This window comes from Paenibacillus sp. FSL K6-0276, from assembly GCF_037977235.1.
Classification (GTDB): Bacteria; Bacillota; Bacilli; order Paenibacillales; family Paenibacillaceae; genus Paenibacillus_AQ.
The window spans coordinates 4,699,482-4,723,209 of sequence record NZ_CP150276.1 but is presented as its reverse complement, the minus strand read 5'-3'; the positions used below and the strand labels follow the sequence as shown (position 1 = coordinate 4,723,209).

Sequence of the window (23,728 nt, the reverse complement as noted above, 5' to 3'; positions counted from 1 at the left end):
AGTTTTGTACGAAGAAAATTCTATGAAGTAATGCTAACAAAACTAAGTGGATGCTTCCGAAGCGAGTTTTGTACGAAGAAAATTCTATGAAGTAATGCTAACAAAACTAAGTGGATGCTTTCGAAGTGAGTTTTGTACGAAGTAATTCCACGATGTAACGCTATACAAAACTTTAGGAGGACCCAAATATGGATTCCGCTCTTCTTATGCAAGAAGCGATTAAAGCACGTGCTAAGGCATATATTCCTTACTCCCGATTCGGAGTTGGAGCCGCCCTCCTTGATCAGGATGGTCATATTCATCACGGTTGTAATGTAGAAAATGCTGCTTTTGGCCCAACCAATTGTGCGGAGCGGACCGCTTTATTCCGTGCTATCGCCGACGGTCATGCTATCGGTTCTTTCAAGGCAATCGCCGTTGTTGCCGATTCTGATGGTCCCGTATCACCTTGCGGTGTATGCCGCCAAGTTATGATTGAGTTGTGTTCACCCGACATGAAGGTTATCCTTGGGAACATGAAGGGTGATATCGTTGAGACTACGGTGGGAGATTTACTCCCAGGAGCTTTCGGTCCGGTAGATCTAAAGCAAGGACAAGCTCCTGAATAAATGAGCGTTTGGTTTAATGCCTGTTTAAAGACAAATCATGCGCTCACTAATGATTCGTCATTTGGAAACTTCGTTTGCAGATAGACGAAGGTGGCTGCTTTAATTGCACAATGTACAGTTAAATCGCCCCGATTTCACACTAATCTATGTTTAGTTGTAGAAAGTACAATTAATTTCTTGTTTTAATCCATATCTGGCTCTTAAGACAGAATTTAATTGCACAGAATACAACTAAAACACCAAAGACATAGCTCTAAGTCGAATTAACTGTACAAAATACAATTAAAAGTGTTCCAGCTCTTCCAAGGTAGGCTAAACTGGTGCAAACTGAGTGTTATTAGAGTAACACTACGACGTAAGCGCCGCGGCAAAGCCGCTAGCGATTCTAAGCACGTAAAGTTACTTGTAACACAGCCAATCGCCACTCATCTCAGCGTTCTTTATCCACGGCGAGCTCCAAGCGAGCCGTGTAAAACAAGCCACAGTGAAGCGTGTCCCCAATAGGGGATGAAAGCGCTCATGCACGATCGTCCCTCTAATCCCGCCGAACGTTGCAGGTACGCCCATTTCCGGGTGTCCAGAGGGCGGGGGCCCTTGGGGTCCCCCTTGGCTAAGGGGGATTTAGGGGGATCGAAAAAAGCTTTTAAATAAGTCTTTAAAATAAGTATCGAAAAAGATTGAACTAGAAGGAAAGTATGGAAGGAAGATAATATGAAATTCAAATCAGGCTTTGTCGCAATTATCGGCAGACCGAACGTAGGCAAATCGACACTCATGAACCAGGTTATTGGACAGAAGATAGCAATCATGTCGGATAAGCCACAGACAACCAGAAACAAAATCCATGGTGTCTATACAACAAATAATTCACAAATCGTGTTCCTGGACACACCAGGTATTCATAAAAGACAGTCCAAGCTAGGCGATTACATGAACCAAACAGCAATGAGTACGCTGGGTGAAGTTGAGGCCGTGTTGTTCCTTGTGGACGCTGCAGACGGTTTGGGCGGTGGAGACCGTTACATTGCAGAGCAATTGAATGGTCTGAAGACTCCAGTTATTCTTGTGCTTAACAAGATTGATAAAATAGAGCCGGAAGCATTGCTCCCACTTATGGCTGAGTATAACAAGCTGCATAATTTTGCTGAAATCATTCCGATTTCTGCTAAGATGGGTAGCAATGTTAACACGTTATTAGAGCAAGTCGCCAAGTACTTGCCGGAAGGTCCACAATACTACCCAGAAGATCAAATTACGGATCACCCAGAGCAATTTGTGTGCGCAGAACTAATCCGTGAGAAGATTCTGCATTTGACGCGCGAAGAAGTGCCGCATTCCATTGCCGTGGCTATCGAAGATATGAGGGTTGAGCCAAATGGAGTGGTGCATGTGTCTGCCGTTATTTTTGTTGAACGTGATTCTCAGAAGGGAATAATCATCGGCAAACAAGGTGCGCTGCTGAAAGAGGTTGGCAGACGGGCTCGGACAGACATTGAGAACCTTTTGGGTTCGAAGATTTTTCTAGAGCTATGGGTAAAAGTGAAAAAAGACTGGCGTAATCAGGACCGCGTTCTGCGGGATTTGGGCTTCCATAAAGACCTTTAAGATCTGTATCCCTCATTCCTCGTTTGGCAGGAATTGCAAGGATAGAACCTGGCCCATCGCACATCCTAATTCTTGAAGAGACATCGTCTTTCCCAAGAAAGGATGAATACGAATGCGAAACTTTTCGTGGAAGTATTTTGCAGTGACAGGAGACGTCGATGCTTACCTGCTATACAAGGAAGCTGGCCATCCACTTGAAGACAGTGGATTACAGCTAGTGGAGGAAGAGAAGGTCTGTGATGAAGAAGCGCAATAAGGACTGGTTGCTTGCCGAATGGTTGGGGGAAGAGGCATGCTACACAGGGTGGAAGGGATCGTCATCCGCAGCATGGACTACGGCGAGGGGAATGCAATCATTACGCTTTGCACCGAGAACGCCGGGAAAGTAGGAGTTCTGGTGCGAGGCGCTAAGAAGGTCAAAAGCCGCCATGCTGCCCTGATCCAGTTGTTCACCGTCGGGGAATTTGTTTTTTTTAGAAATAACGGAGGTCTTGGGACGCTGAATTCCGGCGAAATTACGAAGTCTCACCACCCTCTGCGTGAGGATTTGATCAAAGCTGCTTATGCGTCTTACGCTTGTGAACTGCTTGATAAAGTCCTGCATGATGAGGAAACGGGGAGCTTCTGGTTTCGCCAGCTTACGGCCTGCCTGAACGCACTTGAAGAAGATAAGGAACCTGGAGTTATCATAAATGTTTTTGAAATGAAGATTTTGCAAGCCGCCGGTTATGGCCCAGAGTTCGACAACTGTGTTATATGTGGAGCCGAGAAGCCTGATGAACAACTGCTGATAAGCCCGCGTCTTGGTGGGGCCCTGTGTCGCAGCTGTAAACATAATGATCCTCCAGCTATGGAAGTCTCTGCTCGTGCCTTGAAGCTGCTACGCTTATTCGCCAGACTTGATCTAACTAGATTAGGGAATGTAGATGTCAAGGAAAGTAGCCGAGATGAGCTTAAAAAAATTATGCGAGCTTTTATGGATGTGCAGCTTGGATTAAAGCTGAAATCACAGAATTTCTTAGATCAGCTCGACAAGTACAAGATTTGACGAAATCTGATTTTTCCGTTACTATAGGAACAGTTTAATTATTGTATTGTATATGATCGCCGTTTTGCTCCAATTCGGGAGAGCGTGCATTGATCGGGAAAGTAGTGAGCTATATTGTCGCGATTCAGCGAGCTGGGGGTAGTGAGAGCCTGGCGGGACAACGTTCATGAACATGGCACCCGGGAGTACGGATATGGCGAATGAAAGTGGATTTCGTTCTTGTCATTGGCAACGATATTAGCTAATTCAAGGAATGGAATCAAGTAGGGTGGAACCGCGGGAGAATAAGTTAAGCTCTCGTCCCTATGTCTGTTAATCAGGCATGGGGGCGGGGGTTTTTTGTTGCTGTCAGGAACTAAAAGTGCCGCCTCCATGGTAGGAAGTTTTAAGCAAGATGAGGCAAGCATAAACGCCTTCGACGTCCTTATAAGGACGGTAAGCGTTTATGCGAGAAATATAAGAAATAAAGTATTGTGTGAAACTTATACTTTATTTCTTATATTTAAAAAAACTTGTAAAGCGAAGGAGACGGTATTATGAACTTTCAGCAGATGATTTTGACGCTGCAGCAGTTCTGGGCTGAACAGAACTGTATTATCGTACAGCCTTATGACACTGAAAAAGGCGCCGGCACGATGAACCCTATGACTTTTTTACGCTCACTAGGTCCTGAACCATGGAGAGTTGCGTACGTAGAGCCTTCACGTCGCCCATCTGATGGACGTTATGGAGAGAACCCGAACCGTCTGTATCAGCATCATCAATTTCAAGTGATTATCAAACCATCACCTGATAATATTCAGGAGATCTATCTAGATAGTTTGAAAGCACTCGGCATTGATCCGCTCTTACATGATATCCGTTTTGTCGAGGATAACTGGGAGAACCCTTCGCTAGGCTGTGCAGGTCTAGGATGGGAAGTATGGCTGGATGGTATGGAAATCACTCAGTTTACTTACTTCCAACAGGTAGGTGGTATTGAGGCCAATCCGGTTGCCGTAGAGATTACTTACGGAATGGAACGCCTAGCATCCTACATTCAAGATAAAGAGAATGTATTCGATCTCGAATGGGTTAGCGGCATGACTTATGGTGACGTTTTTCATCAACCAGAGTTTGAGCATTCCACTTACACCTTTGAAGTATCTGATGTAAAAATGCTATTTTCACTGTTCAACATGTATGAAGAAGAAGCACGTAGAGCGATGGAGAAACACCTTGTGTTCCCAGCTTATGATTACGTGTTGAAATGCTCACATAGCTTTAATCTACTGGATGCACGTGGAGCAATCAGTGTTACTGAACGGACTGGATTTATTACCCGAGTGCGTAATCTTGCCCGCTCCGTAGCGGCAACATATCTTGAGGAACGCGAGAAGCTCGGCTTCCCGCTGCTGAAGAAAGAAGGTGCTGACCGTGTCTAAAGATATATTGTTTGAGATCGGTCTGGAGGAAATACCTGCACGTTTTATCCGTGCTGCGATGGAGCAGTTGCAGGATAAAACTTCCAAATGGTTGGAATCTGCACGTATTGCTCATGCTGGAGTTACCGCATATGCCACGCCACGTCGTCTGGTTGTGTTCGTTAAAGACGCAGCTGAGAAGCAAGAGGATATTAGCGAAGAGGTCAAGGGTCCATCACGCAAAATTGCACTGGATGCAAACGGTGACTGGAGCAAAGCTGCTTTAGGATTTGCCCGTAGTCAGGGTGTATCTCCGGAGCAATTTACGTTCAAAGAATTAGCTGGAGTAGAGTATATTTATGCCACTAGAAATAGTGCTGGTGTAGAGACCGCTTCTTTGCTTTCAGAAGGACTTCTGGGGATTGTAAATGCTATGACTTTCCCGAAGAACATGCGCTGGGGAGCTTACGAATTTAAATTCGTTCGTCCGATCCGTTGGTTAGTTGCTCTTTTTGGCAAAGATATTATTGATTTGGAAATTACGGATGTAAAAGCTGGGAATGTGAGCCGTGGACATCGTTTCCTCGGTACAGAGACTGTAATTTCGGAGCCTGCACAATATGTGGAGAGCTTGCGTGCGCAACATGTACTTGTAGATGTAAAAGAACGGGAAGAACTGATCCTGAATCAAATCAACCAATTGGCTGAAGAGAAAAATTGGACGATTGCGATCAAAGAGGATCTTTTGGAGGAAGTATTGTTCCTCGTTGAAACACCAACGGTGCTTTTTGGAACCTTCGACCCATCGTTCTTGAACATTCCGCAGGATGTTCTGATTACTTCGATGCGTGAGCATCAGCGTTATTTCCCAGTTTTTGATGCAGCCGGCAACCTTCTGCCCTTCTTCGTAACCGTGCGTAACGGGAATGCAGTATCTTTGGATGTTATTGCTAAGGGAAATGAGAAGGTACTCCGTGCTCGTCTATCAGATGCCAAATTCTTCTATCAAGAAGATCAAAAGTTGAAGATTGACGATGCGTTAGCCAAACTAGAAAATATCGTCTACCATGAAGAGCTTGGCAGTGTTGGAGATAAAGTGCGCCGTATTCGCCAAATCTCCGATCGTCTTGCTGTAAAGTTGGGATTGTCTGATACAACTCTCTCTGAAGTAAGTCGGACTGCTGATATTTGCAAATTCGACCTTGTGACTCAAATGGTTTATGAATTCCCAGAACTTCAAGGCACCATGGGCGAAGATTATGCACGCAAAGCAGGAGAGCCTGAATCTGTGGCAAAAGCAATCTTCGAGCATTATCAGCCGCGGTTCGCGGGAGATTCAGTACCTTCAACGGATGCCGGTTCGGTTGTCAGCATTGCGGATAAGATCGATACGATTGTGGGTTGCTTCTCCATCGGTATTATCCCAACAGGTTCTCAGGATCCTTACGCACTGCGTCGCCAGGCTGCAGGGATTGTTCAGATCGTGCTTGAGCATAAATTGCCGATTACGCTGCGCGAAATTTTTGAAGCAGCGATTGAAATTCATAAAGATTCAGGGAATTCGAAACATTCTGACGATGAACTACGTATAAACCTGTACGAGTTCTTCGGTCTTCGCGTAAAACGTCTTTTATCCGACAATGTACGCTATGATGTTGTGGACGCTGTTACAGCAGCTGGCTTTGACAACGTGGTAGATGTTGTGGGCAGAAGTCGTGCTCTTATGGGTGCTGTCTTAGACCAAGCAGACTTCAAAATTACCGTAGATTCACTCACTCGTGTCAGTAATCTGGCAGCTAAAGCAACTAGCGAAGTGATTGATCCTTCCTTACTTAAAGAAGATGCTGAGCTGCAGTTGTACAATACATGGCAGGAGTTACACACACCATATCTTGAAGCGATGTCGGCGAATTATGCCGAAGAAGCACTCCGTATTCTCTCGGGTCTAAAAGATGCTGTTACAGCATTTTTCGATTCCGTTATGGTTATGGCAGAAGATGAGCAGGTACGCGCTAACCGTTTAGCTCTGCTTGCTGGTATTGATGCCGACTCTAAGGCGTTTGCTGATTTTGGCAAGCTCGTTTGGTAAACATCTATAAGAAAAGTTTGTGTCTTATGGTATAGAATGTTGGTTTGGGGTATAAATATACGGAACGGTGCCAATGCGTCATTTGACATCCGTTCCGTATTTATGCATAGAAAGAAGGATTTCTTGCGGTGAGGGCGTATATATATTACACGGGAAATTGGTGATGATCATGGAGAAGAAGTCCCGGTCTAGAACCATAGTAGTGGATGGGGATGCTTGTCCGGTCAAAAAAGAGATTGCCGAGGTAGGTCGCGCCTTTGGTGTGCCGGTACTGATGGTATCTTCTTATGACCATGCACTGAAAGCTGAAGAGGGTGTAACGGTTGTGCAAGTGGACCGAGGAGACCAGAGTGCCGATCTATATATTGCCAATCATATTTCTGCAGGAGATGTGGTATTGACTCAAGACTATGGTCTCGCAGCACTTGCGCTTGGCAAACGTTGCAGTGTGCTTTCTTTTCGTGGCCAGGAATATGTCGATTCCAAGATGGATTTTATGTTGGAGGGTAGGCATGCCAGGGCCGTGGAGAGAAGACGGGGACACTACTCTAAGGGTCCAAAACCTATAACGGCAGAAGAAAAAATATATTTTCAACATAAAATGACAAAACTTTTAATACTTTTGCAGGAGAATGTGGAGCAATAGCGAATTATATTTATTTGTTAAGAATTGAAGGTGGTTGAAGTGGCTAGCGGACACGGGAATATTCCGGAAGAGGTTATCGAAAGCGTGCTTGCACGTCATGATATTGTCGATACAGTCGGTAAGGTTGTCCATTTGTCCAAGCAGGGGAAATATTTATGGGGCCTCTGCCCGTTCCATTCGGAGAAAACCCCTTCCTTTACAGTTACCCCCGACCGGGGAGTATTTCATTGCTTTGGCTGCGGCATGGGTGGAAATGCCATCAAATTTAGGATGGAAATCGAAGGATTAACCTTCCCCGAAGCCGTCAAAATAATGGCTGAAGAAAGTGATATTCCCGTTCCTGAAGGTAAGGGAGGCTTGATGTCTCCTCCAGATCCGGAACGCGACCGGTTGATTCAAGCTTATGAATGGTCGGCAAAGTTTTATCATTACTTGCTGAAGAATACGGAACACGGTAAAGCCGCAATGGATTATTTAAGAGGCCGGAACTTCAGTGATAAAATGATTGACCAGTTTCAGATCGGATACGCTCCGGACCGCTGGGATACTTTGCTACAGTTTTTGGAGAAGCGGAATTTTGATCTTGCTGAAATGGAGAAAGGCGGACTCCTGTCTGCCCGAGGTGAGGGCAAAGGGTATGTCGATCGTTTCCGTGGTCGGATTATTTTTCCGATTGCGAACCGCACCGGCAAGGTGATTGCTTTTGCTGGAAGAATTCTTGGAGAAGGTCAACCCAAGTATTTAAATTCTCCGGAGAGTAGATTGTTTAACAAAAGCCGGATTTTGTACAACTTGCACCAGTCCAAAGCATCCATCCGCAAAACGCGGCAAATCGTCCTCTTTGAAGGATACGGAGATGTCATTTCGGCTTGGGAAGCGGGTGTGCATAACGGTGTAGCGACGATGGGAACATCTTTGACTGAAAGTCATGTGGCACTAATGAAGAGTCTGTCTGATGAGATTGTACTGTCTTATGATGGTGATCGGGCGGGACAAGCAGCGGCCATGAAGGCCATTCCAATGCTTGAAGGCAGCGGTCTGCGTGTAAAGATCGCCTTACTGCCAAGCGGACTGGACCCGGATGAATTCATCTCCAAGCATGGTGGAGAAAGGTTTAAGGATCAGGTTATTGATTCTGCTGTTTCTTCCATAAAATTTAAGCTTATATATCTGAAAAAAAACCATATACTCCTAGAGGAAGATGGCAAAATTGCCTACGTCAAAGAAGCTTTGGAGGTCATTGCTTCGCTGCATTCCTCAACCGAGAGAGAGGTTTACCTAAGGGAAATCGCTTCTGAGCTGGAACTTTCATATGATAGTTTGAAGCAGGATTGTAATTTACTTAGGGCATCGATGCAAAAAAACATCCCTGAAGGGGATAATAACGACAAAAGGTGGAATAATGGTAGGCATAAAAAAGGGCAAGTGCAGACACCAACTTTGCTGCCCGCTTATCATGTTGCGGAACGGCGTCTACTGTCCTTTATGATTCAGGACCCGGAAGCCGCCACGTATGTGGGCGAACGCCTCGGAGAAGAGTTCAACATCGATGATCATGCGGCAATTGCCGCTTATCTATATGCCTATTACGCGCAAGGCAAACCACCCGGCATTAGTCGGTTTCTATCATCGCTTCAGGATGATCGTCTGGAGAAAACTGCAACATCAATTTCCATGATGGATACACCTCCAGACTGGAATATGCAGGTGCTGGATGATTGTATTCGTGAAGTACGGAAATACCCACTGCAGCGCAAGATGGATCAGAAGCGTGAAGAGATGATTCAGGCGGAAAAGTCAGGTGACTTTTTGCGTGCGGCACAAATAGCAAGTGAGATTATAGCCCTAGAGAGACAATGAAATGTTGACAGGATGTACCTAGGGAGGAGGGAGTCGAATTATGGCGAACGATCAGCATACTGAATTGGAAGCAGAATTTACTTTGGATCAGGTTAAGGATCAGCTTATTGAGCAAGGCAAGAAAAGATCATCATTGCTATACAAAGATATTATGGAGAAATTATCGCCGTTTGATCAAGACCCCGAGCAAATGGAGGAGTTCTATGAACAACTCAGTGATTTGGGAATTGAAGTTGTAAACGAAAACGATGAAGAGGTAACGACTCTCCGTCCAAGCGAGGATAACGAAAACAGCGAAGGTGACGATTTCAGCTTTGATGATGATTTGTCACTGCCGCCAGGGATCAAGATTAATGACCCTGTCCGTATGTATCTGAAAGAAATTGGACGCGTTCCGCTGTTGTCGGCTGACGATGAAGTAGAGCTTGCTATGCGGATTAAGAATGGTGATGAGGAAGCAAAACGTCGTCTCGCAGAAGCAAACTTGCGTCTCGTAGTAAGTATTGCTAAACGTTATGTCGGACGTGGCATGCTGTTCCTAGATCTGATTCAGGAAGGTAATATGGGTCTGATCAAAGCGGTAGAGAAATTTGACCATAATAAAGGGTTCAAATTTAGTACGTATGCAACTTGGTGGATTCGTCAGGCCATTACCCGCGCGATTGCGGATCAGGCACGTACGATTCGTATTCCTGTACACATGGTTGAGACGATCAACAAGCTGATTCGTGTCTCTCGGCAATTGCTGCAAGAACTGGGACGTGAACCTTCGCCAGAGGAAATTGCGGCTGAGATGGAGCTGACGGTTGAGAAAGTTAGAGAAATCATGAAGATTGCCCAAGAGCCAGTATCACTCGAAACACCGATCGGTGAAGAAGATGATTCTCATCTGGGAGATTTCATTGAGGATCAGGAAGCATTAGCTCCTGCGGATGCAGCGGCTTATGAACTGCTGAAGGAACAGCTGGAGGATGTACTTGACACGCTCACGGAGCGTGAAGAGAATGTACTTCGTCTGCGTTTTGGCCTAGATGATGGCCGGACGAGAACGCTTGAAGAAGTCGGCAAAGTGTTCGGTGTTACCCGTGAACGGATTCGCCAGATTGAAGCTAAAGCGTTACGTAAGCTTCGTCACCCTAGCCGCAGCAAACGGCTTAAGGATTTCCTTGAATAGTATTTCATGAACTGGACCTTCTGCTGCTCAGTAGCAGGAGGTTCTTTTATTTGAATTTACGACCATAAAAGTGCTGACCTTGTGTATCTGGAAAGAAGGATGAGCCAGTGAATTTGGAAAAACGCGAAATTATTATAAAAGAGATTCAGTATTGGAGAAATAACAGATTGCTGCCAGAGCAGTATTGCGATTTCTTAACCAACCTGTATGATGATGAAGCTGCGGACAAGGATAACAATCCAATTTCGCTGAAGAATCTACAGCAGGGAAACATCAAAATTTGGCTGTTTGGTTTTGGAATTATTTCCTTGATTTTCTTGATTAGTCTTTATTTTAGCGTTTTTCCCTGGCCTTTGCAACTTGCAACAGCACTATCCGTATTAATTGTCTGTTATGGATACTCAGCGGTTTACAGGGACCGAAATCATGTTATTAATCTTATCCTAGCGGGGCTGGGAAGTGTCTTAACGCTTGGTTTCGGACTATGGATGATTGCTTTGCATGATCTTGATCCTCAGCTCTGGAGACCGATTCTGATTGGAGCCTGCGGCTTGTTATGGTGCTTTCTGGGATTTGTACTCCGGATCGGCTTGCTGCAGTACTGCGGATATGCCTTTTGGGCATTACTATATGCGGGGTTCTTCGGTGGAAGGCGCCCTGAGGCTTCGATTCTAGAGCTTGAGCTCTTATGGCTTCCACTCTGTGTAATGATGGTGTGGTTAAGCTGGCTTTTACATCACAAAGTTAAAGGCGTTGCTAGTGTTTTTTTGGCAGTAGGAGTATCTCTATGGATTATGCCAGAGCTCGATGCTCTTTTATTGAGACAGGATTATCCACAGTGGATTTCGTTTATGCTAATTTTAAAAATTGCGGTAGGCTTGGCCCTGCTGTTCTTGTTTCGAAAAAAATGGATAACGTGGGTGGCAACATGAACAATGTGAAATTATCAGATCGCCTTCAGCAATTGCTGAAGCAAATTCCGCAAGGAAGCAGGTTGGCAGACATCGGCTCTGATCATGCGCTGCTTCCTGTGGCTGCTGTAGAAAGCGGTAAGGCTGTATTTGCAGTAGCAGGTGAGGTAAACCCGGGTCCTTTTGATGCTGCTTGTAAAGGCGTTGCAGAGGCTGGACTAGGGAAGGTGATCTCGGTGCGTCGAGGGGATGGCCTTGAGGTACTGGAACCTGGTGAAGTTAATTGTATCACGATCGCTGGCATGGGAGGGGCTTTAATTGCCTCGATTTTAGACCGTGGTCAGAGTCAAGGGAAGCTAAAGGATGTTACAACACTGGTACTTCAGCCGAATGTGGGCGAGGATATTTTGCGCCGCTGGCTACTAAATAATGACTGGGTTCTTGTAGCTGAAAGTATTCTTGAAGAAGACGGCAAGCTGTATGAAGTATTGACAGCTGTACCAGAGGATGCAAATGCTGGAATTACGAATGCGAATGTATATCGAGAGGTAACGTTAGGGGATTCCGCTATGGTTCGTGGTCAGGATACTTTGCTCCAGATGGGACCTTATCTGCTCCAAACGCCGAATGATGTGTTTTTTGCCAAGTGGCAGGGAGAGATTCAGAAATTGGAAGGCATTCTGAGATCGTTGTCACGTTCAGAACTTGAATCTGCGGAGAATAAACGGAAATTAATTCAAGCACAGATCAAGGAGATTACGGAGGTGCTAGAATGTTTGCCAAAGGACAAACAGTAATTCAATATATGGAGCAACTGGCTCCGAAGCATTTAGCCGAAGATTGGGACAAAATCGGACTGCAACTAGGTACGCTGCAGAAAGAAATAACCAATGTATTGGTTGCACTGGATGTTAATGATGAAGTAGTAGAAGAGGCGATTAGTCTCGGCTGTAACCTAATCATTGCCCACCATGCGATTATTTTCCGTCCACTGCAAGGGATTCAGACCGACACACCGATGGGTAGAATGTATGAAAAGCTGATCAAAAATGACATAGCGGTTTACATCAGCCATACCAATCTGGACGTGACAGAAGGTGGAATGAACGATTGGATGGCGGAAGCTCTTGGCATAGAGAATGGAGTACCCATCAAAGACATTCATTCCGAGCAATTGTCGAAGCTGGTGGTATTTGTGCCGAAGGACCATCATCAGAAGGTGCTGGATGCCATCCTGAATGCTGGAGCAGGGGCAATCGGCAACTATAGTCATTGCAGCTTCAATATCGAGGGATATGGCACATTTATTCCGGGAGAAGGTACCGATCCTTATATCGGAGAAAAAGGTAAGATGGAACGTGCCGAGGAGATTCGTATTGAGACCATCGTCCCGCACACCATCCGCAATAAAGTGGTGCAGGCTATGCTCAAGGCTCATCCTTATGAAGAGGTTGCCTATGATTTGTACTCGATGGATCTTAAAGGTCGAAGCTTAGGACTTGGACGAGTAGGAAAGCTCAAAGAGCCTACAACACTCGGACAATTCATTGAGACGGTAAAAAAAGGTCTGAAGGTAGACCATGTACGTGTGGTTGGTGATTTGGATCGTCCGATTCGTAAAGCCGCTGTTCTGGGCGGCTCTGGTGGAAAGTATTATAACAGTGCTATTTTCCGCGGAGCGGATGTGCTGGTTACGGGGGATCTTGATTACCATACAGCACAGGATGCCGTGTTGGCTGGTATCACTCTGATTGATCCCGGACACAATGCGGAGAAGATCATGAAGGAGAAAGTAGCAGAGTGGATGACTAGTAAACTGGTTGAACATAAGTATGCTACAGCTGTACATGTTTCGAAGGTGAATACGGAGCCATTTAAGTTCCTTTAAAATTCCCAGTTAATAATGCTTGTGCCAGACATGTGATGTCTGTATAATATGTAATGTTGTTCGGAAAGTTTGACAGACAATCGCCGGTGACGTGAAGACGTCACGGGAGGAAAGTCCGGGCTCCATAAGGCAGGATGCTGGATAACGTCCAGTCGGCGCGAGCCGAAGGATAGTGCCACAGAAATGGACCGCCGATGGCCGCCTTAGGGCGGCACAGGCAAGGATGGAACCGAGGTGTAAGAGACCCCGAGGAACGCTGGTGACTTCGTTCCTGGTAAACCCCATCTGGAGCAAGACCTAATGAGACGCAGCAGATTCCTTTATTGGAATAGGCAGCCTTAGCCTGAGGCGCGTCTAGGTTGGTCGCTGGAGCTGTGCAGTAATGTATGGCCTAGATAGATGATTGTCGCTTATGGTGGGAGGGTAGTTCCCGATTGAACCACGACGAGCACAGAACCCGGCTTACGGCAAACTTTCCTAACTGCAACGTTATTTTTTAACAACACCATACAAACGGCGACGTATCCAGGTAATCTGGCTACGCCGCCTTTTTTATTGCCAGAAGATATGTGAATATGGGAAATACATAACACGGTAAAGACGAGTTAGTCTGAGTGGAAGGTGTATTGAGTACCTAGAGAATTAAACAAACCGGCTTCCCCGTCCTATAGAGGATGGAGAAGCCGGTTTGTTTATCATGATTACGAGCGAACGATGTTTTGGTTTTGCTACCACTGAACCAACGCTTTCGCCAGACGCTGAACAGCAGCAGGAACAAGCTCGGGTGGTGTATGTGTGAAATTCAAACGCATTTTGTTCTTGAGAGGCTGCGCTGAATAGAACACCTCTCCTGGAACGAAAGCAACACCATTCTCTACTGCTATTGGAAGTAACTCTTTTGTGTTGATCTCTTGGGAAAGGGTAAGCCATAGGAACATGCCGCCTCGTGGCTCCTGAAAATGAGCCTCTTCCCAGTTCTGTGATCTGAGCTCTGCGGATAGGAGTTTCATTCGAGAATAATATTCTCGTGAGATGACACGGATATGCTGCTCAATATCGAAATGCAGCAGCAGTTCATCTAGAGCGCGCTGGTCAATGGTGCTAGAATGCAGATCAGCTGCTTGTTTTGCTTTGGCGATGGTCTTGATTAGATTAGAATCTCCGATAATCCAGCCGGTACGCAGGGCAGGGGCTACGATTTTGGAGAAGGTTCCGGTGTAGGCGACACAGTAATCTCCTCCATAGCTTCTGTCGATGGACGCTAGTGAGGGTGGATAAAGATCTTTATTTTCCTCAAAGGTTATTTCTCCGTAGGGATTGTCTTCTAAGATAAGAACATTGTAACGACGGCAAATTCCAACTACTTTCTCACGGCGTTCCTTACTCCAAGTTGCTCCTGAAGGATTGTTGAAGGTTGGAACTGCATATAGGAGTTTGGGCCGGAGTTTCCGAATTTGATCTTCCAGGTGATCTGGCAGAATGCCGTGCTCGTCGTTTTGTATTGTATGAATATCAGCTCGGTAAGAGCCGAGTACCTGTAAGGCAGCTAGATAAGTAGGGGCTTCAACAAGGACAGCATCACCGGGATCAAGTAGTATTTTACATAACAGATCAATAGATTGCTGGGAGCCTGTGGTTAGAATCATCTCAGAAGCTGTAACAGGGATGCCTTGTCGAGTAAGTCTTTCAGCGATTTTGTCACGAAGTGGAGTGAAGCCCTCGGTTAGTCCGTATTGTAGCGCTGAGGTATCGCTGGAGAGCACGCGGTTATAAGCGTCCCGCATTGCCTCTAAGGGAAACAAATCCTCCCCAGGCAGCCCGCCCGCAAGTGAAATGATGTCATTGCCCTGTGTAACTTTTAGAATCTCGCGAACTGCTGATGATCCTAGATGATTGGCTGCTGTTGAGTATTTGATATCCATAAATGAGTTCTCCACCTTTCAATTTGGTGCTATCATAATAGGAGTACTGTATAACAGTAAAGCGTTGAATATAACAGTGGAGGTGAAGGGTTCATGCATATCGATTTGATTCGCAGCAGCCGTAAATCTCTGCCACATCAAATTAGTGAAACCCTGAGTCAGCGGATCTCATCAGGATTGCTCCAGCAAGGTGTTCGGCTGCCCTCCGTAAGAAGTTTGGCTACAACATTGAGAGTAAGTCAGGTTACAGTAAGCAAGGCGTACGATGTGCTTGAGAAGCGAGGGCTTATTTACTGCAGACAAGGTAAAGGCTGCTTTGTAGCCGATCCTGAGCAAACTAGACGTCAGGAGGATGACCGTTGGCAAGATTTATATGATGATTATTTGCCGCGAGCTCAGCTTTGGCGCAATTTTGATTACTCTGAAGTGAAGTATCCCTTTCATATAGCTGCAATTCACAGTGAGTTACTGCCTCTAAAAAATATCGGTGACTCCTACGCATCATTAGTCACTCAGCAGCCGGAGATTATGGCAACCTATGGCAACTTTCAGGGTGATCTGGAGCTGCGAGGAATCATGAGAGATCATTTGAAGACACGTGGAATTACACTCAATTCCTCCGAATTGATGATCACAAGCGGAACTCAGCAAGGCATTGATCTGGTGGCCCGTACATTTGTCGGTCCCGGAGACACGGTGTATCTTGAGGCTCCTAGTTATACTGGGGCTATTGATGTTTTTGCAGGACGAGGTGCAGAGATGATCTTTGTGCCTACGGACAGTGAAGGGATGCGGGTGGACATTCTTACAAGAATGTGTGATCAAAGACCGCCTAAACTAATTTATACAATCCCTACTTTTCAGAACCCGAGCGGAGTAACCATGAGCATGGCAAGAAGACAACGGCTGCTGGAATTAGCTCGCAGTTACCGGTGTCTTATCGTAGAGGATGATCCATTCAGTGATTTATATTTCCATGCGCCTCCGCCTGGGGCGATTAAATCGTTGGATTCAGAAGGGCATGTAGTTTATATGAAGAGCTTCAGTAAAGTTATAGCACCCGGATGCAGAATTGCCTGTGTAGCCGCTGGGGGGAATATTCTGTCTCGACTTATTGCCGCCAAGTCCGCTAGTGATCTAGGGAGTCCGCTACTCACGCAGCGGGCGGTACTACCGTTCATAGCGGGCAAGTATGAATCCTATGCTGCTCAGTTACGAATTACACTGCGTGGACGTATGGAAAAGGCGGCGAGGCTTCTTAAGCTCTACGCACCGCCTGGGGTGAACTATGTTCTTCCTGAGGGAGGACTTAATCTCTGGCTGGAGTTGCCAGCTTCTCCTGATATCGCAAGACTACATGAGCTGGCCGAACAGGAGAGCATTTCTTTTTTGCCCGGTGATGTCTGTTACTCCGCGGAAACCCCTTCCCGGCATATCCGTTTATGTTATTCGCAAATGAATGAAACAGATATGGAGGAAGGTTTACGATTATTTCTCCGCTTGCTTGGCCGATTTTTGCAAGTGAGTGGTTAAGGGGTGTTACTTAATCTTTGTTTTAATTGATTTAGCTGCTGTTGCACATGCTGTGGCCATAGCTGTAGCGGAACTTGATTGCCGCTTGCCGCTTGCAATGTTTTATAGATATCGACCTGACCCCAGCCAAAATATTTGTCATGACCCGGAGTGCCTAAATCAACTGCATTTTTGGTCATAATCTCCATAACTTCCGTATTCGTTAGATTCGGATTCAGTGAACGCACCAGACCAGCCAGCGCAGCGACATGAGGACTGGCCATCGATGTACCGGATAAAGCGGCATACTGGCTATCAGGGTACGTACTTGCTATGCTTTCTCCCGGTGCAGCGACATCAATATAATCGCCGTAGTTGGAGAAGGAAGCTTTTTCCCCTGAAGCATTCGTTGCAGCTACTGCAATCACTTCGGGATAAGCAGCAGGGAATCCTGGTCGTTCTGTATTATCATTGCCCGCAGCAGATACGAGTACGATATCTCGGTCATAGGCATATTTGATCGCGTCATGAAGAAACTGGGAATCTGCATAGTTACCTAGACTTAAGTTTATGACTTTCGCACCGTTATCAGCTGCCCAAATAATTCCTTCTGCTACGGAATACGTGGTTCCTGCTCCTGAATTATCGAGCGCTTTTACCGGAAGTATCTTGTTGTACCAGCTTATTCCTGCTACTCCCTCTCCGTTATTGACCAGTGCGCCAATAATTCCAGATACATGTGTGCCATGTCCTACATCATCTTCTGGTGTGGAGCCATTGGTAATCGCGTTATATCCGGTCAACAGCTTCCCCTTTAGATCCGGATGATTGATCTGGACTCCGGTATCGACCACGGCCACGATCACTTCTTTACTTCCCTTGGAGAGATTCCAGCCCAGCTCAGTTTCTATCGCCGGCAGATTCCATTGATAAGTGGAGAATAACATGTCATTTGGAGTAACGGTTCCCTCTGCGTTTTTAGTTATGGCATCATTGGTTAAATACATATAGTGAGGCTCAGTATAAGCGGGATGCCATTTGTTCGTGAAATAGGATTTTAGCTGATAATAATTCATCTTCTCAGATCGGAAGATATAAGAATATCCAAGCTTACGTGGCTTCTTGCCGTTGATGTCGGCGGTTATTGTTTGAAGCTGCCCCGGAGTAGGGGCGTTACCTTGGAAGCGAACTACAATTTCATTCTCATAAAAATGGCTGGCGTTTTCGTTATCATGACCTGTCTTGACGGTGATATCCTTTAAGTTGTCGGTATGGACGGATTCTACACGGTAATTGCCTTCCTTTGGATAAGGAATGAGACGCAGGTTCTTCAGCTGATGGTCTGCCACACGCCCAAGCACCTTTTGGTTAATAAGAGCGATGATGCCTATATTTTTTTCTTTGTTCCGCTGAGCGATAAAGTAATATTTCTCTTTACCGATTGTAAACGTCGGAGATTCATAGGATTGATGACCATGGAGCGCTGATTTCGCCGTCTTAAGATATTTCAGCAGCTGTTTATTCTCCTGTTCGGTCCCTTGAGGAAATGAAGAGGACTTTAAGGTGTCCGTTTTATGCTTGCGAAAATCGATCCACATGAGCATGGTGATAAACCCGTGGTCCTGCTGCAAACGTTTTGCATACACTGATTTATCATGAAGCGAATCGATGCCATCCGTTTCAGCGAGTAGTTTAGCTAAATGTCTGTTAACATCAACTTTATTCAGGTGATCCGTCGCATCGACATCTTGAGTTAAGGAGCTTTTCTTCAATGATTTTTCCTGTGAGGGATTTGGAGCTGAATGTAGAGCTGAAGTTGGAACAGGATTTGGTACAGCGACATTAGCGACTTCTCTGGTCGTCTCATTAGCGGTAGGACGCAGCGCAAAGGTAAGTAATACAACCGTGAATGCAGCTGTTACCAGACCTGCTACCGTTAGATTTTTTCGTGACATGATTTCCGCTCCTCTACGCAGTTTAATGTCTATAGGTTTAGAAGAGAGCGTATGTTTTATGCACCTTAGAAAAGAATACCTTCCAAACGTTTTTTATGATAATATCAGAGAGAATAAGCATCTCGAGTTCGGATCCTGATATTGCAGGAGATACGTTAGTAGATGTTCTTTTAATGTTCAGAAGGTTAGACTTCTCTGTGTTCGCATCCTGATATTGCAAGAATAAAGAGATACGTCTATAGACTATTTCTTCATAGGATTAACTTTATTGACTACAAGAGCAGGGAATAATAAGGGGGAGCAACCACCATGTCAGCAGCCAATGTACAGAAATTATGTGAATCGACGAGAGACAAACTTAAAGTTGTAATCGACAAGATGGAAATTTTTCTTAACAAGCACGCATTGCCTCAGCTTGTAACTGAAGAGGATGAAGAAACTGTACAATTTTATCAAGGTTTCCTGTCCGATGTTCGTCATCTGTTAGTGTTCTCGGAAATGTCTTATGAGAAGCTGGGAGTTGCGCTGCGTCGTGCAACATTCGATGAATCTTTTGCGCAGAAAGCGCTTTATAACGTATATCACTATGGCGTGAATAACTTCTTCTATCCAAAGAATGAAAGCTATTCTGAAGATGGACGTTATGCTTATACTGGACAGGATGCTATCCGTTTCCGTAAAAAGCCAGTTCGTCCGGCGCGTGACATCATTCTAGAAATTACCAAGACCTATGAAGAGCTACGCGATGATCTTACTTATTATGAGAACGATTATTTGACTGAGAAACGTATGCAAAATCAGGTCTAACAATTAAATTGTTCGTGTAAAGGATCAGTACTTTGTCAATCTACAATGACGAAGACTGATCCTTTTTTGCTTGGGCATTATGAGGCCCTGCTCCGTTACATCAACTGGAAATCGCCCTGTCGAATAGGGGGGGAATCGAGCGGACATAATGAAGCCGAGGTGATAATTATGTCGAGTGTAAAGCCATTAGTTAAATGTAGTGTGAGCAATTGTCATTATTGGGGCGAGCATAATTTATGCCGAGCTGAAGAAATTATTATTGAGATCGACAAGCATGCGGGTAGCGGATTTAAAGAAGAATATGCTGAAGAAATGACGAATCAGGATCACCACGATCATGTCGCAACATCGTCTGCAACATGCTGTTTAACATTTAAGCCGAACTCCTAGGAGGCCGCCCTAATGGACAGAGAAAAGGATAATGAATCAAGTTCATCAAATGGACAATCCGGTCCGCGAAAAATCATTCTGCGTCCGCGTAGAGTGGACTATCCTCGCCGGGACAGAGAACATCAAGAGGAGTATGCTGCCGAGGTGAATCCGGTTCCGATGCAGGTTCGGGATACAACACCACGTGTGGCGAGTGAAACTAAGGAGAACGAAGAGGAATATAGTGGAAGCCAAGTGATGGGTTATACTGGGCTTGCTACGGGTATTGCCTCCTTGTTTCTCTGGTCCATCATTCTTGGACCAATATCAGTTATAATTGGTTACTATGCATATGCCAAAGAGCAAAAAACACTCGGGGCATGGGCAATGGGGTTAGGCATTGTATCCACACTTAGTTACTTTGTGATGATTCCCTTTGCTCGCTAAAAACGAACTGGAAAGTTTGAATTATAACAGGCTTTTAGACCTAAATATCAGGGTCTGAAGTCTGTTTTTTCATTCCAGCATATAGCAAAAATCTCAGATAAAATGTAATATTAAGCCGTAATTCATCGAAATCTAATGCAAGACAAAATATATGATTCAACAGATAAAAGGAGTGCGCCGGTATGGAGATCAATCCCGCTGTAACCAACGGGTTAGGGCAGCTTAAATGGATAAGCTTAAAGAGTGCAACCGACAAGAGCAGTTCAGCGAATGAAACTGAAAGATCGGGAGCGTCAGCCTCTCAATTTGCAACAATGCTCCAATCCCTGTCTTCTAACTCCTCTAATAGCGGGGATACAAGCTTCTTGACTTCTCTTCCGGATGCTTCATCTGTTAGTAGCCTGTTATGGCAACAGATAGGCGGGACTGCTGAAAGCAATGATAGTGTAATTTCCGGGGAAATAACGGGTACTAAATCAACATCAACAAGCTATGATGATTTGATTCAAATGGCGAGTGTTAAATACGGAGTGCCGGTCGATTTGATAAAAGCTGTAATTGATACAGAATCTTCGTTTAATCCGAATGTTGTCTCATCGGCAGGCGCTAAAGGATTAATGCAGCTAATGGATGGAACAGCACGCGGTTTAGGGGTTTCAAACTCGTTCGACCCGGCCCAAAATATTGATGGTGGCGTACGTTACTTGTCTTATCAATTGAAGCGCTTTGATGGACAGGAAAAAATGGCATTAGCGGCTTACAACGCAGGACCAGGACGGGTAAATAAACTTGGGGTAAGTAATGACCAAGAATTATTGGAAAAACTTACTCTGCTACCAAAAGAGACGCAGTCCTATCTCTCTAAAATAGAACGCGCTCGCGCTCAATACGCTGTATAATATAAAGGATCAAATGGGTAACATCCCTTAAACCACATGGCTGGTATTTGGGATCACCGTTTGATCCTTTTTCGAAATATAAGAAAGTGTAAATTTTTCACCTTAACGAAGTAAAGGAGACAATCGATATATGCTTTACTGGGATTATGCCGCCGCTACACCACCCTATGAAGATGTGGTGAAGACGATGGAACAAATTATGAAGCTGCACTATGCTAATCCGTCCTCCTTGCACCGTGCCGGTAGTGAAGCGGCTAAGCTGATCAAGCGCTCACGAGAAGTATGTGCAGCCGCGTTATCTGTACAACCACAGGAGATACTATTTACCTCTGGGGCTACGGAGAGCAACAATTTAGCAATTAAAGGCGCTGCTCTGCAGTATCAGTCCAGAGGACGTCATCTGATAACTACGGAATTAGAGCATCCCTCTGTATATGAAAGTTGTCTGCAATTGCAGCGAATGGGCTGGGAGATTACTTTTGTAGCACCGGACAGTACTGGTATCATTGATCCTGAGCGAGTAGCTGCTGCAGTACGGCGTGATACAGTTCTCGTAAGCGTGATGCATGTAAATAATGAGATCGGAACAGTGCAGCAGTTGATGGAGATTGGCAGTCTGATTAAATCTGTAAATCCGCGAACCTTATTTCATGTAGATGGTGTTCAAGGATATGGTAAGCTCGCTGTTGATCTAAAAGGATGGAAAGTCGATCTCTACAGCTTGTCTCCTCACAAAATTCGAGGCCCACGCGGTGCGGGGCTTCTCTATATTAAAGAAGGAATCCGACTGTTCCCACTGCTTACAGGTGGTTCTCATGAAGAGGGCCAACGTGCTGGAACCGAGAATGTACCTGCGATTGTCGCATCTTCCAAAGCTGTGCGGATGAGTGGTGAGCAGCGAGAAACCTTCTATACCCGAGTGCTTCCACTTCGAGATCGATTGTTACGCTTCTTGCACAGTGTTCCTGAATTTGTTATAAACAGCAGAGAGAATGGAGCCCCTCATATTGTGCATTTCTCATACCCTGGCATGAAAGGGGAAGTGTTCGCCCGTAAGCTGGAGGAACTAGGGATGGCTGTTTCTACTCGATCGGCTTGCTCCTCCCGGCTGGCCGAACCTAGTCGTGTTCTATTGTCTATGGGTAAAGATGTTTCTGTAGCTTCAGGAGGCATCCGCATCAGTTTCGGTGATAGTCACACTGAAGAAGATGTCGCGGCGCTTGAGAAAGCACTAATTACTGCGGTACGAGCTTTAAAGATTGCTGAAGGAGGTATGAAGTAACTAATGAGTGTGATGAATCAGGAATCTGCTAAAGGCAGTGCCAATAGTATTGATTATGCCGATATGCTGCTTTTGCGTTTTGGGGAGTTTACATTAAAGGGCAAGAACCGTGCCAGATTTGAGAAAACGGTACTACGTCATGTGAAAGAAATGATTAAGCCTTATCCAAATGTGGTTCTAACCAAAGAATTTGGAAGAATTTACGTGGACCTGAACGGAGAACCTGCTGTTAAATTGGTAGAAGCACTGAAGAATGTATTCGGAATCGCTTCTGTCAGTCCGGTAAAGGTGGCCAAGTCAGAACTTGAGGATATTGTGGCTGTCAGCCGTCATTTTTTGGAGATCATCGCTCCTGCACCGGGAACTACATTTAAAGTTAATGCACGCCGAGTATGGAAAGAGTTCCCACATGGCTCCATGGAGATGAATAAGCTAGTTTCGACACCACTGCTGCAAGGCTATTCCGGACTTACTGTGGATGTAAAGTCACCTCAATTGGAGCTGAAAGTCGAAATTCGTCAAGGTCATACTTTTATATTTTGCGAAAATATTGCTGGTGTTGGCGGATTTCCGCTAGGCACTAATGGAAAGGCAATGTTATTGCTGTCCGGAGGTATTGATAGTCCTGTAGCCGGTTGGTCATCCATGCGTCGTGGACTCGAAGTGGAGTGCGTACACTTCTATAGTTATCCTTATACGAGTGAGCTTGCTCGGCAAAAAGTGGTTGATCTTACGCGTGTATTGTCGCGATATGCGGGAGTCATCAAGCTGCATTTAGTACCTTTTACAGAGGTGCAGACGTCTTTTACAGGGATTGGTCAGGATAATCTGATTATTACGCTGATGAGACGAGCCATGCTGAGGATTACTACACAGCTTGCTGAACGTGAGGGTGCACTCGCGATCGTAACCGGTGAAAGCCTTGGACAGGTGGCTAGCCAGACGCTGCCAAGCATGAACGTGATCGGCCGTGCTACACCACTTCCTCTTCTGCGTCCGCTGGTAATGATGGATAAAAGTGATATCGTGGAGCTGTCTAAGAGTATCGGCACCTATGATTTATCTATCCTTCCTTATGAGGATTGCTGTACTTTATTTGTACCAAAATCACCTACAACGAATCCGAATTTGCGGATTGTAGACAAGATTGAAGCTACGCTCCCTGGATATTCTGCATTACTGGACGCAGCGATTGAAGCCACTGAGACCGTGCTGATCACTCCGTATGGTGATGAGAAGCCTAGTGATGTAGTGAGTGCCCAAGCTGGGCTTCAGGAAGAATGGTTCTAAAATCATTAACAAA

Annotated in this window: 21 protein-coding genes and 1 other RNA gene; 20 read left to right on the top strand and 2 right to left on the bottom strand. The window is 45.4% G+C overall.

Translation table 11 applies throughout. The features are described 5' to 3' along the window. Positions 1–188 precede the first annotated feature (188 nt). The 13 genes from MHH52_RS22430 to rnpB all read left to right on the top strand — a co-directional run bounded on the left by MHH52_RS22430 (position 189) and on the right by rnpB (position 13,712). Complete coding sequence (locus tag MHH52_RS22430; RefSeq protein ID WP_340004510.1) at positions 189–608, top strand: cytidine deaminase; 420 nt, start codon at positions 189–191, stop codon at positions 606–608. Positions 609–1,319: 711 nt separating this feature from the next. Next, the gene (gene era / locus MHH52_RS22425) at positions 1,320–2,213 is read left to right on the top strand and encodes a GTPase Era (RefSeq protein ID WP_234533274.1); all 894 of its coding nucleotides are present in this window, start codon (positions 1,320–1,322) and stop codon (positions 2,211–2,213) included. 112 nt (positions 2,214–2,325) lie between these two features. After that, entirely contained in the window at positions 2,326–2,469 is a 144-nt protein-coding gene (locus MHH52_RS22420) for a YqzL family protein (RefSeq protein ID WP_340004509.1), read from the top strand. Positions 2,470–2,505: 36 nt separating this feature from the next. Continuing rightward, a complete protein-coding gene (recO, locus tag MHH52_RS22415) occupies positions 2,506–3,261 on the top strand; it encodes a DNA repair protein RecO (protein ID WP_313639532.1) in 756 nt (251 codons plus the stop codon). A 536-nt stretch (positions 3,262–3,797) separates the two neighbouring features. Continuing rightward, entirely contained in the window at positions 3,798–4,685 is an 888-nt protein-coding gene (gene glyQ, locus MHH52_RS22410) for a glycine--tRNA ligase subunit alpha (RefSeq protein ID WP_036683820.1), read from the top strand. Continuing rightward, positions 4,678–6,753, top strand: coding sequence for a glycine--tRNA ligase subunit beta (gene glyS / locus MHH52_RS22405; RefSeq protein ID WP_340004508.1), 2,076 nt, complete (start codon positions 4,678–4,680; stop codon positions 6,751–6,753). Before glyQ ends, glyS begins: the two co-directional genes overlap by 8 nt. A 169-nt stretch (positions 6,754–6,922) precedes the next feature. Continuing rightward, positions 6,923–7,399: a DUF188 domain-containing protein gene (locus MHH52_RS22400; protein WP_340004507.1), complete on the top strand. Its 477-nt coding sequence runs from the start codon at positions 6,923–6,925 to the stop codon at positions 7,397–7,399. A gap of 39 nt (positions 7,400–7,438) precedes the next feature. Next, positions 7,439–9,259 (top strand): DNA primase, encoded by a 1,821-nt coding sequence (gene dnaG, locus MHH52_RS22395; RefSeq protein ID WP_313639536.1) that lies wholly within the window; start codon positions 7,439–7,441, stop codon positions 9,257–9,259. 40 nt (positions 9,260–9,299) lie between these two features. Further along, positions 9,300–10,433 carry an RNA polymerase sigma factor RpoD gene (gene rpoD, locus MHH52_RS22390; RefSeq protein ID WP_340004506.1) on the top strand — a complete coding sequence of 378 codons (1,134 nt, stop codon included), beginning with the start codon at positions 9,300–9,302 and terminating at the stop codon, positions 10,431–10,433. A 107-nt stretch (positions 10,434–10,540) separates the two neighbouring features. After that, entirely contained in the window at positions 10,541–11,365 is an 825-nt protein-coding gene (locus MHH52_RS22385; RefSeq protein ID WP_340004505.1) for a hypothetical protein, read from the top strand. A 5-nt stretch (positions 11,366–11,370) separates the two neighbouring features. Continuing rightward, positions 11,371–12,141, top strand: a complete 771-nt coding sequence (locus MHH52_RS22380) for a class I SAM-dependent methyltransferase (protein ID WP_340009775.1) — start codon at positions 11,371–11,373, stop codon at positions 12,139–12,141. Continuing rightward, positions 12,117–13,232: a Nif3-like dinuclear metal center hexameric protein gene (locus MHH52_RS22375; RefSeq protein WP_340004504.1), complete on the top strand. Its 1,116-nt coding sequence runs from the start codon at positions 12,117–12,119 to the stop codon at positions 13,230–13,232. The genes MHH52_RS22380 and MHH52_RS22375 overlap by 25 nt, the downstream gene beginning before the upstream one ends. A 64-nt stretch (positions 13,233–13,296) precedes the next feature. After that, positions 13,297–13,712, top strand: an RNA gene (rnpB, locus tag MHH52_RS22370) — RNase P RNA component class A. A gap of 248 nt (positions 13,713–13,960) precedes the next feature. Here the strand turns inward: rnpB and MHH52_RS22365 are convergent. Continuing rightward, positions 13,961–15,154 (bottom strand): PLP-dependent aminotransferase family protein, encoded by a 1,194-nt coding sequence (locus MHH52_RS22365; RefSeq protein WP_340004503.1) that lies wholly within the window; start codon positions 15,152–15,154, stop codon positions 13,961–13,963. 93 nt (positions 15,155–15,247) lie between these two features. Here MHH52_RS22365 and MHH52_RS22360 point away from each other — a divergent pair, with 93 nt between their 5' ends. Next, positions 15,248–16,687 (top strand): PLP-dependent aminotransferase family protein, encoded by a 1,440-nt coding sequence (locus tag MHH52_RS22360; protein ID WP_340004502.1) that lies wholly within the window; start codon positions 15,248–15,250, stop codon positions 16,685–16,687. On the opposite strand, the gene MHH52_RS22355 is transcribed toward MHH52_RS22360, so the two are convergent. Beyond that, positions 16,684–18,621: a S8 family peptidase gene (locus tag MHH52_RS22355; RefSeq protein ID WP_340004501.1), complete on the bottom strand. Its 1,938-nt coding sequence runs from the start codon at positions 18,619–18,621 to the stop codon at positions 16,684–16,686. The two genes, MHH52_RS22360 and MHH52_RS22355, sit on opposite strands and share 4 nt — an antisense overlap. A 309-nt stretch (positions 18,622–18,930) precedes the next feature. Between MHH52_RS22355 and MHH52_RS22350 the strand changes: the two genes are divergently transcribed. The 6 genes from MHH52_RS22350 (at position 18,931) to thiI (ending at position 23,715) form a co-directional block, all read left to right on the top strand. Beyond that, on the top strand, positions 18,931–19,428 hold the full coding sequence (locus tag MHH52_RS22350) for a YpuI family protein (RefSeq protein WP_340004500.1): 498 nt from the start codon (positions 18,931–18,933) through the stop codon (positions 19,426–19,428). A gap of 45 nt (positions 19,429–19,473) precedes the next feature. Next, entirely contained in the window at positions 19,474–19,818 is a 345-nt protein-coding gene (locus MHH52_RS22345; RefSeq protein ID WP_340004499.1) for a DUF1540 domain-containing protein, read from the top strand. 12 nt (positions 19,819–19,830) lie between these two features. Then, complete coding sequence (locus MHH52_RS22340; protein WP_340004498.1) at positions 19,831–20,244, top strand: hypothetical protein; 414 nt, start codon at positions 19,831–19,833, stop codon at positions 20,242–20,244. Positions 20,245–20,426: 182 nt separating this feature from the next. After that, positions 20,427–21,143, top strand: a complete 717-nt coding sequence (locus tag MHH52_RS22335) for a lytic transglycosylase domain-containing protein (protein ID WP_340004497.1) — start codon at positions 20,427–20,429, stop codon at positions 21,141–21,143. A gap of 130 nt (positions 21,144–21,273) precedes the next feature. Beyond that, positions 21,274–22,425 carry a cysteine desulfurase family protein gene (locus tag MHH52_RS22330; RefSeq protein WP_313639546.1) on the top strand — a complete coding sequence of 384 codons (1,152 nt, stop codon included), beginning with the start codon at positions 21,274–21,276 and terminating at the stop codon, positions 22,423–22,425. 3 nt (positions 22,426–22,428) lie between these two features. Continuing rightward, on the top strand, positions 22,429–23,715 hold the full coding sequence (gene thiI, locus MHH52_RS22325) for a tRNA uracil 4-sulfurtransferase ThiI (RefSeq protein ID WP_340004496.1): 1,287 nt from the start codon (positions 22,429–22,431) through the stop codon (positions 23,713–23,715). The last annotated feature ends 13 nt before the right edge of the window (positions 23,716–23,728 follow it).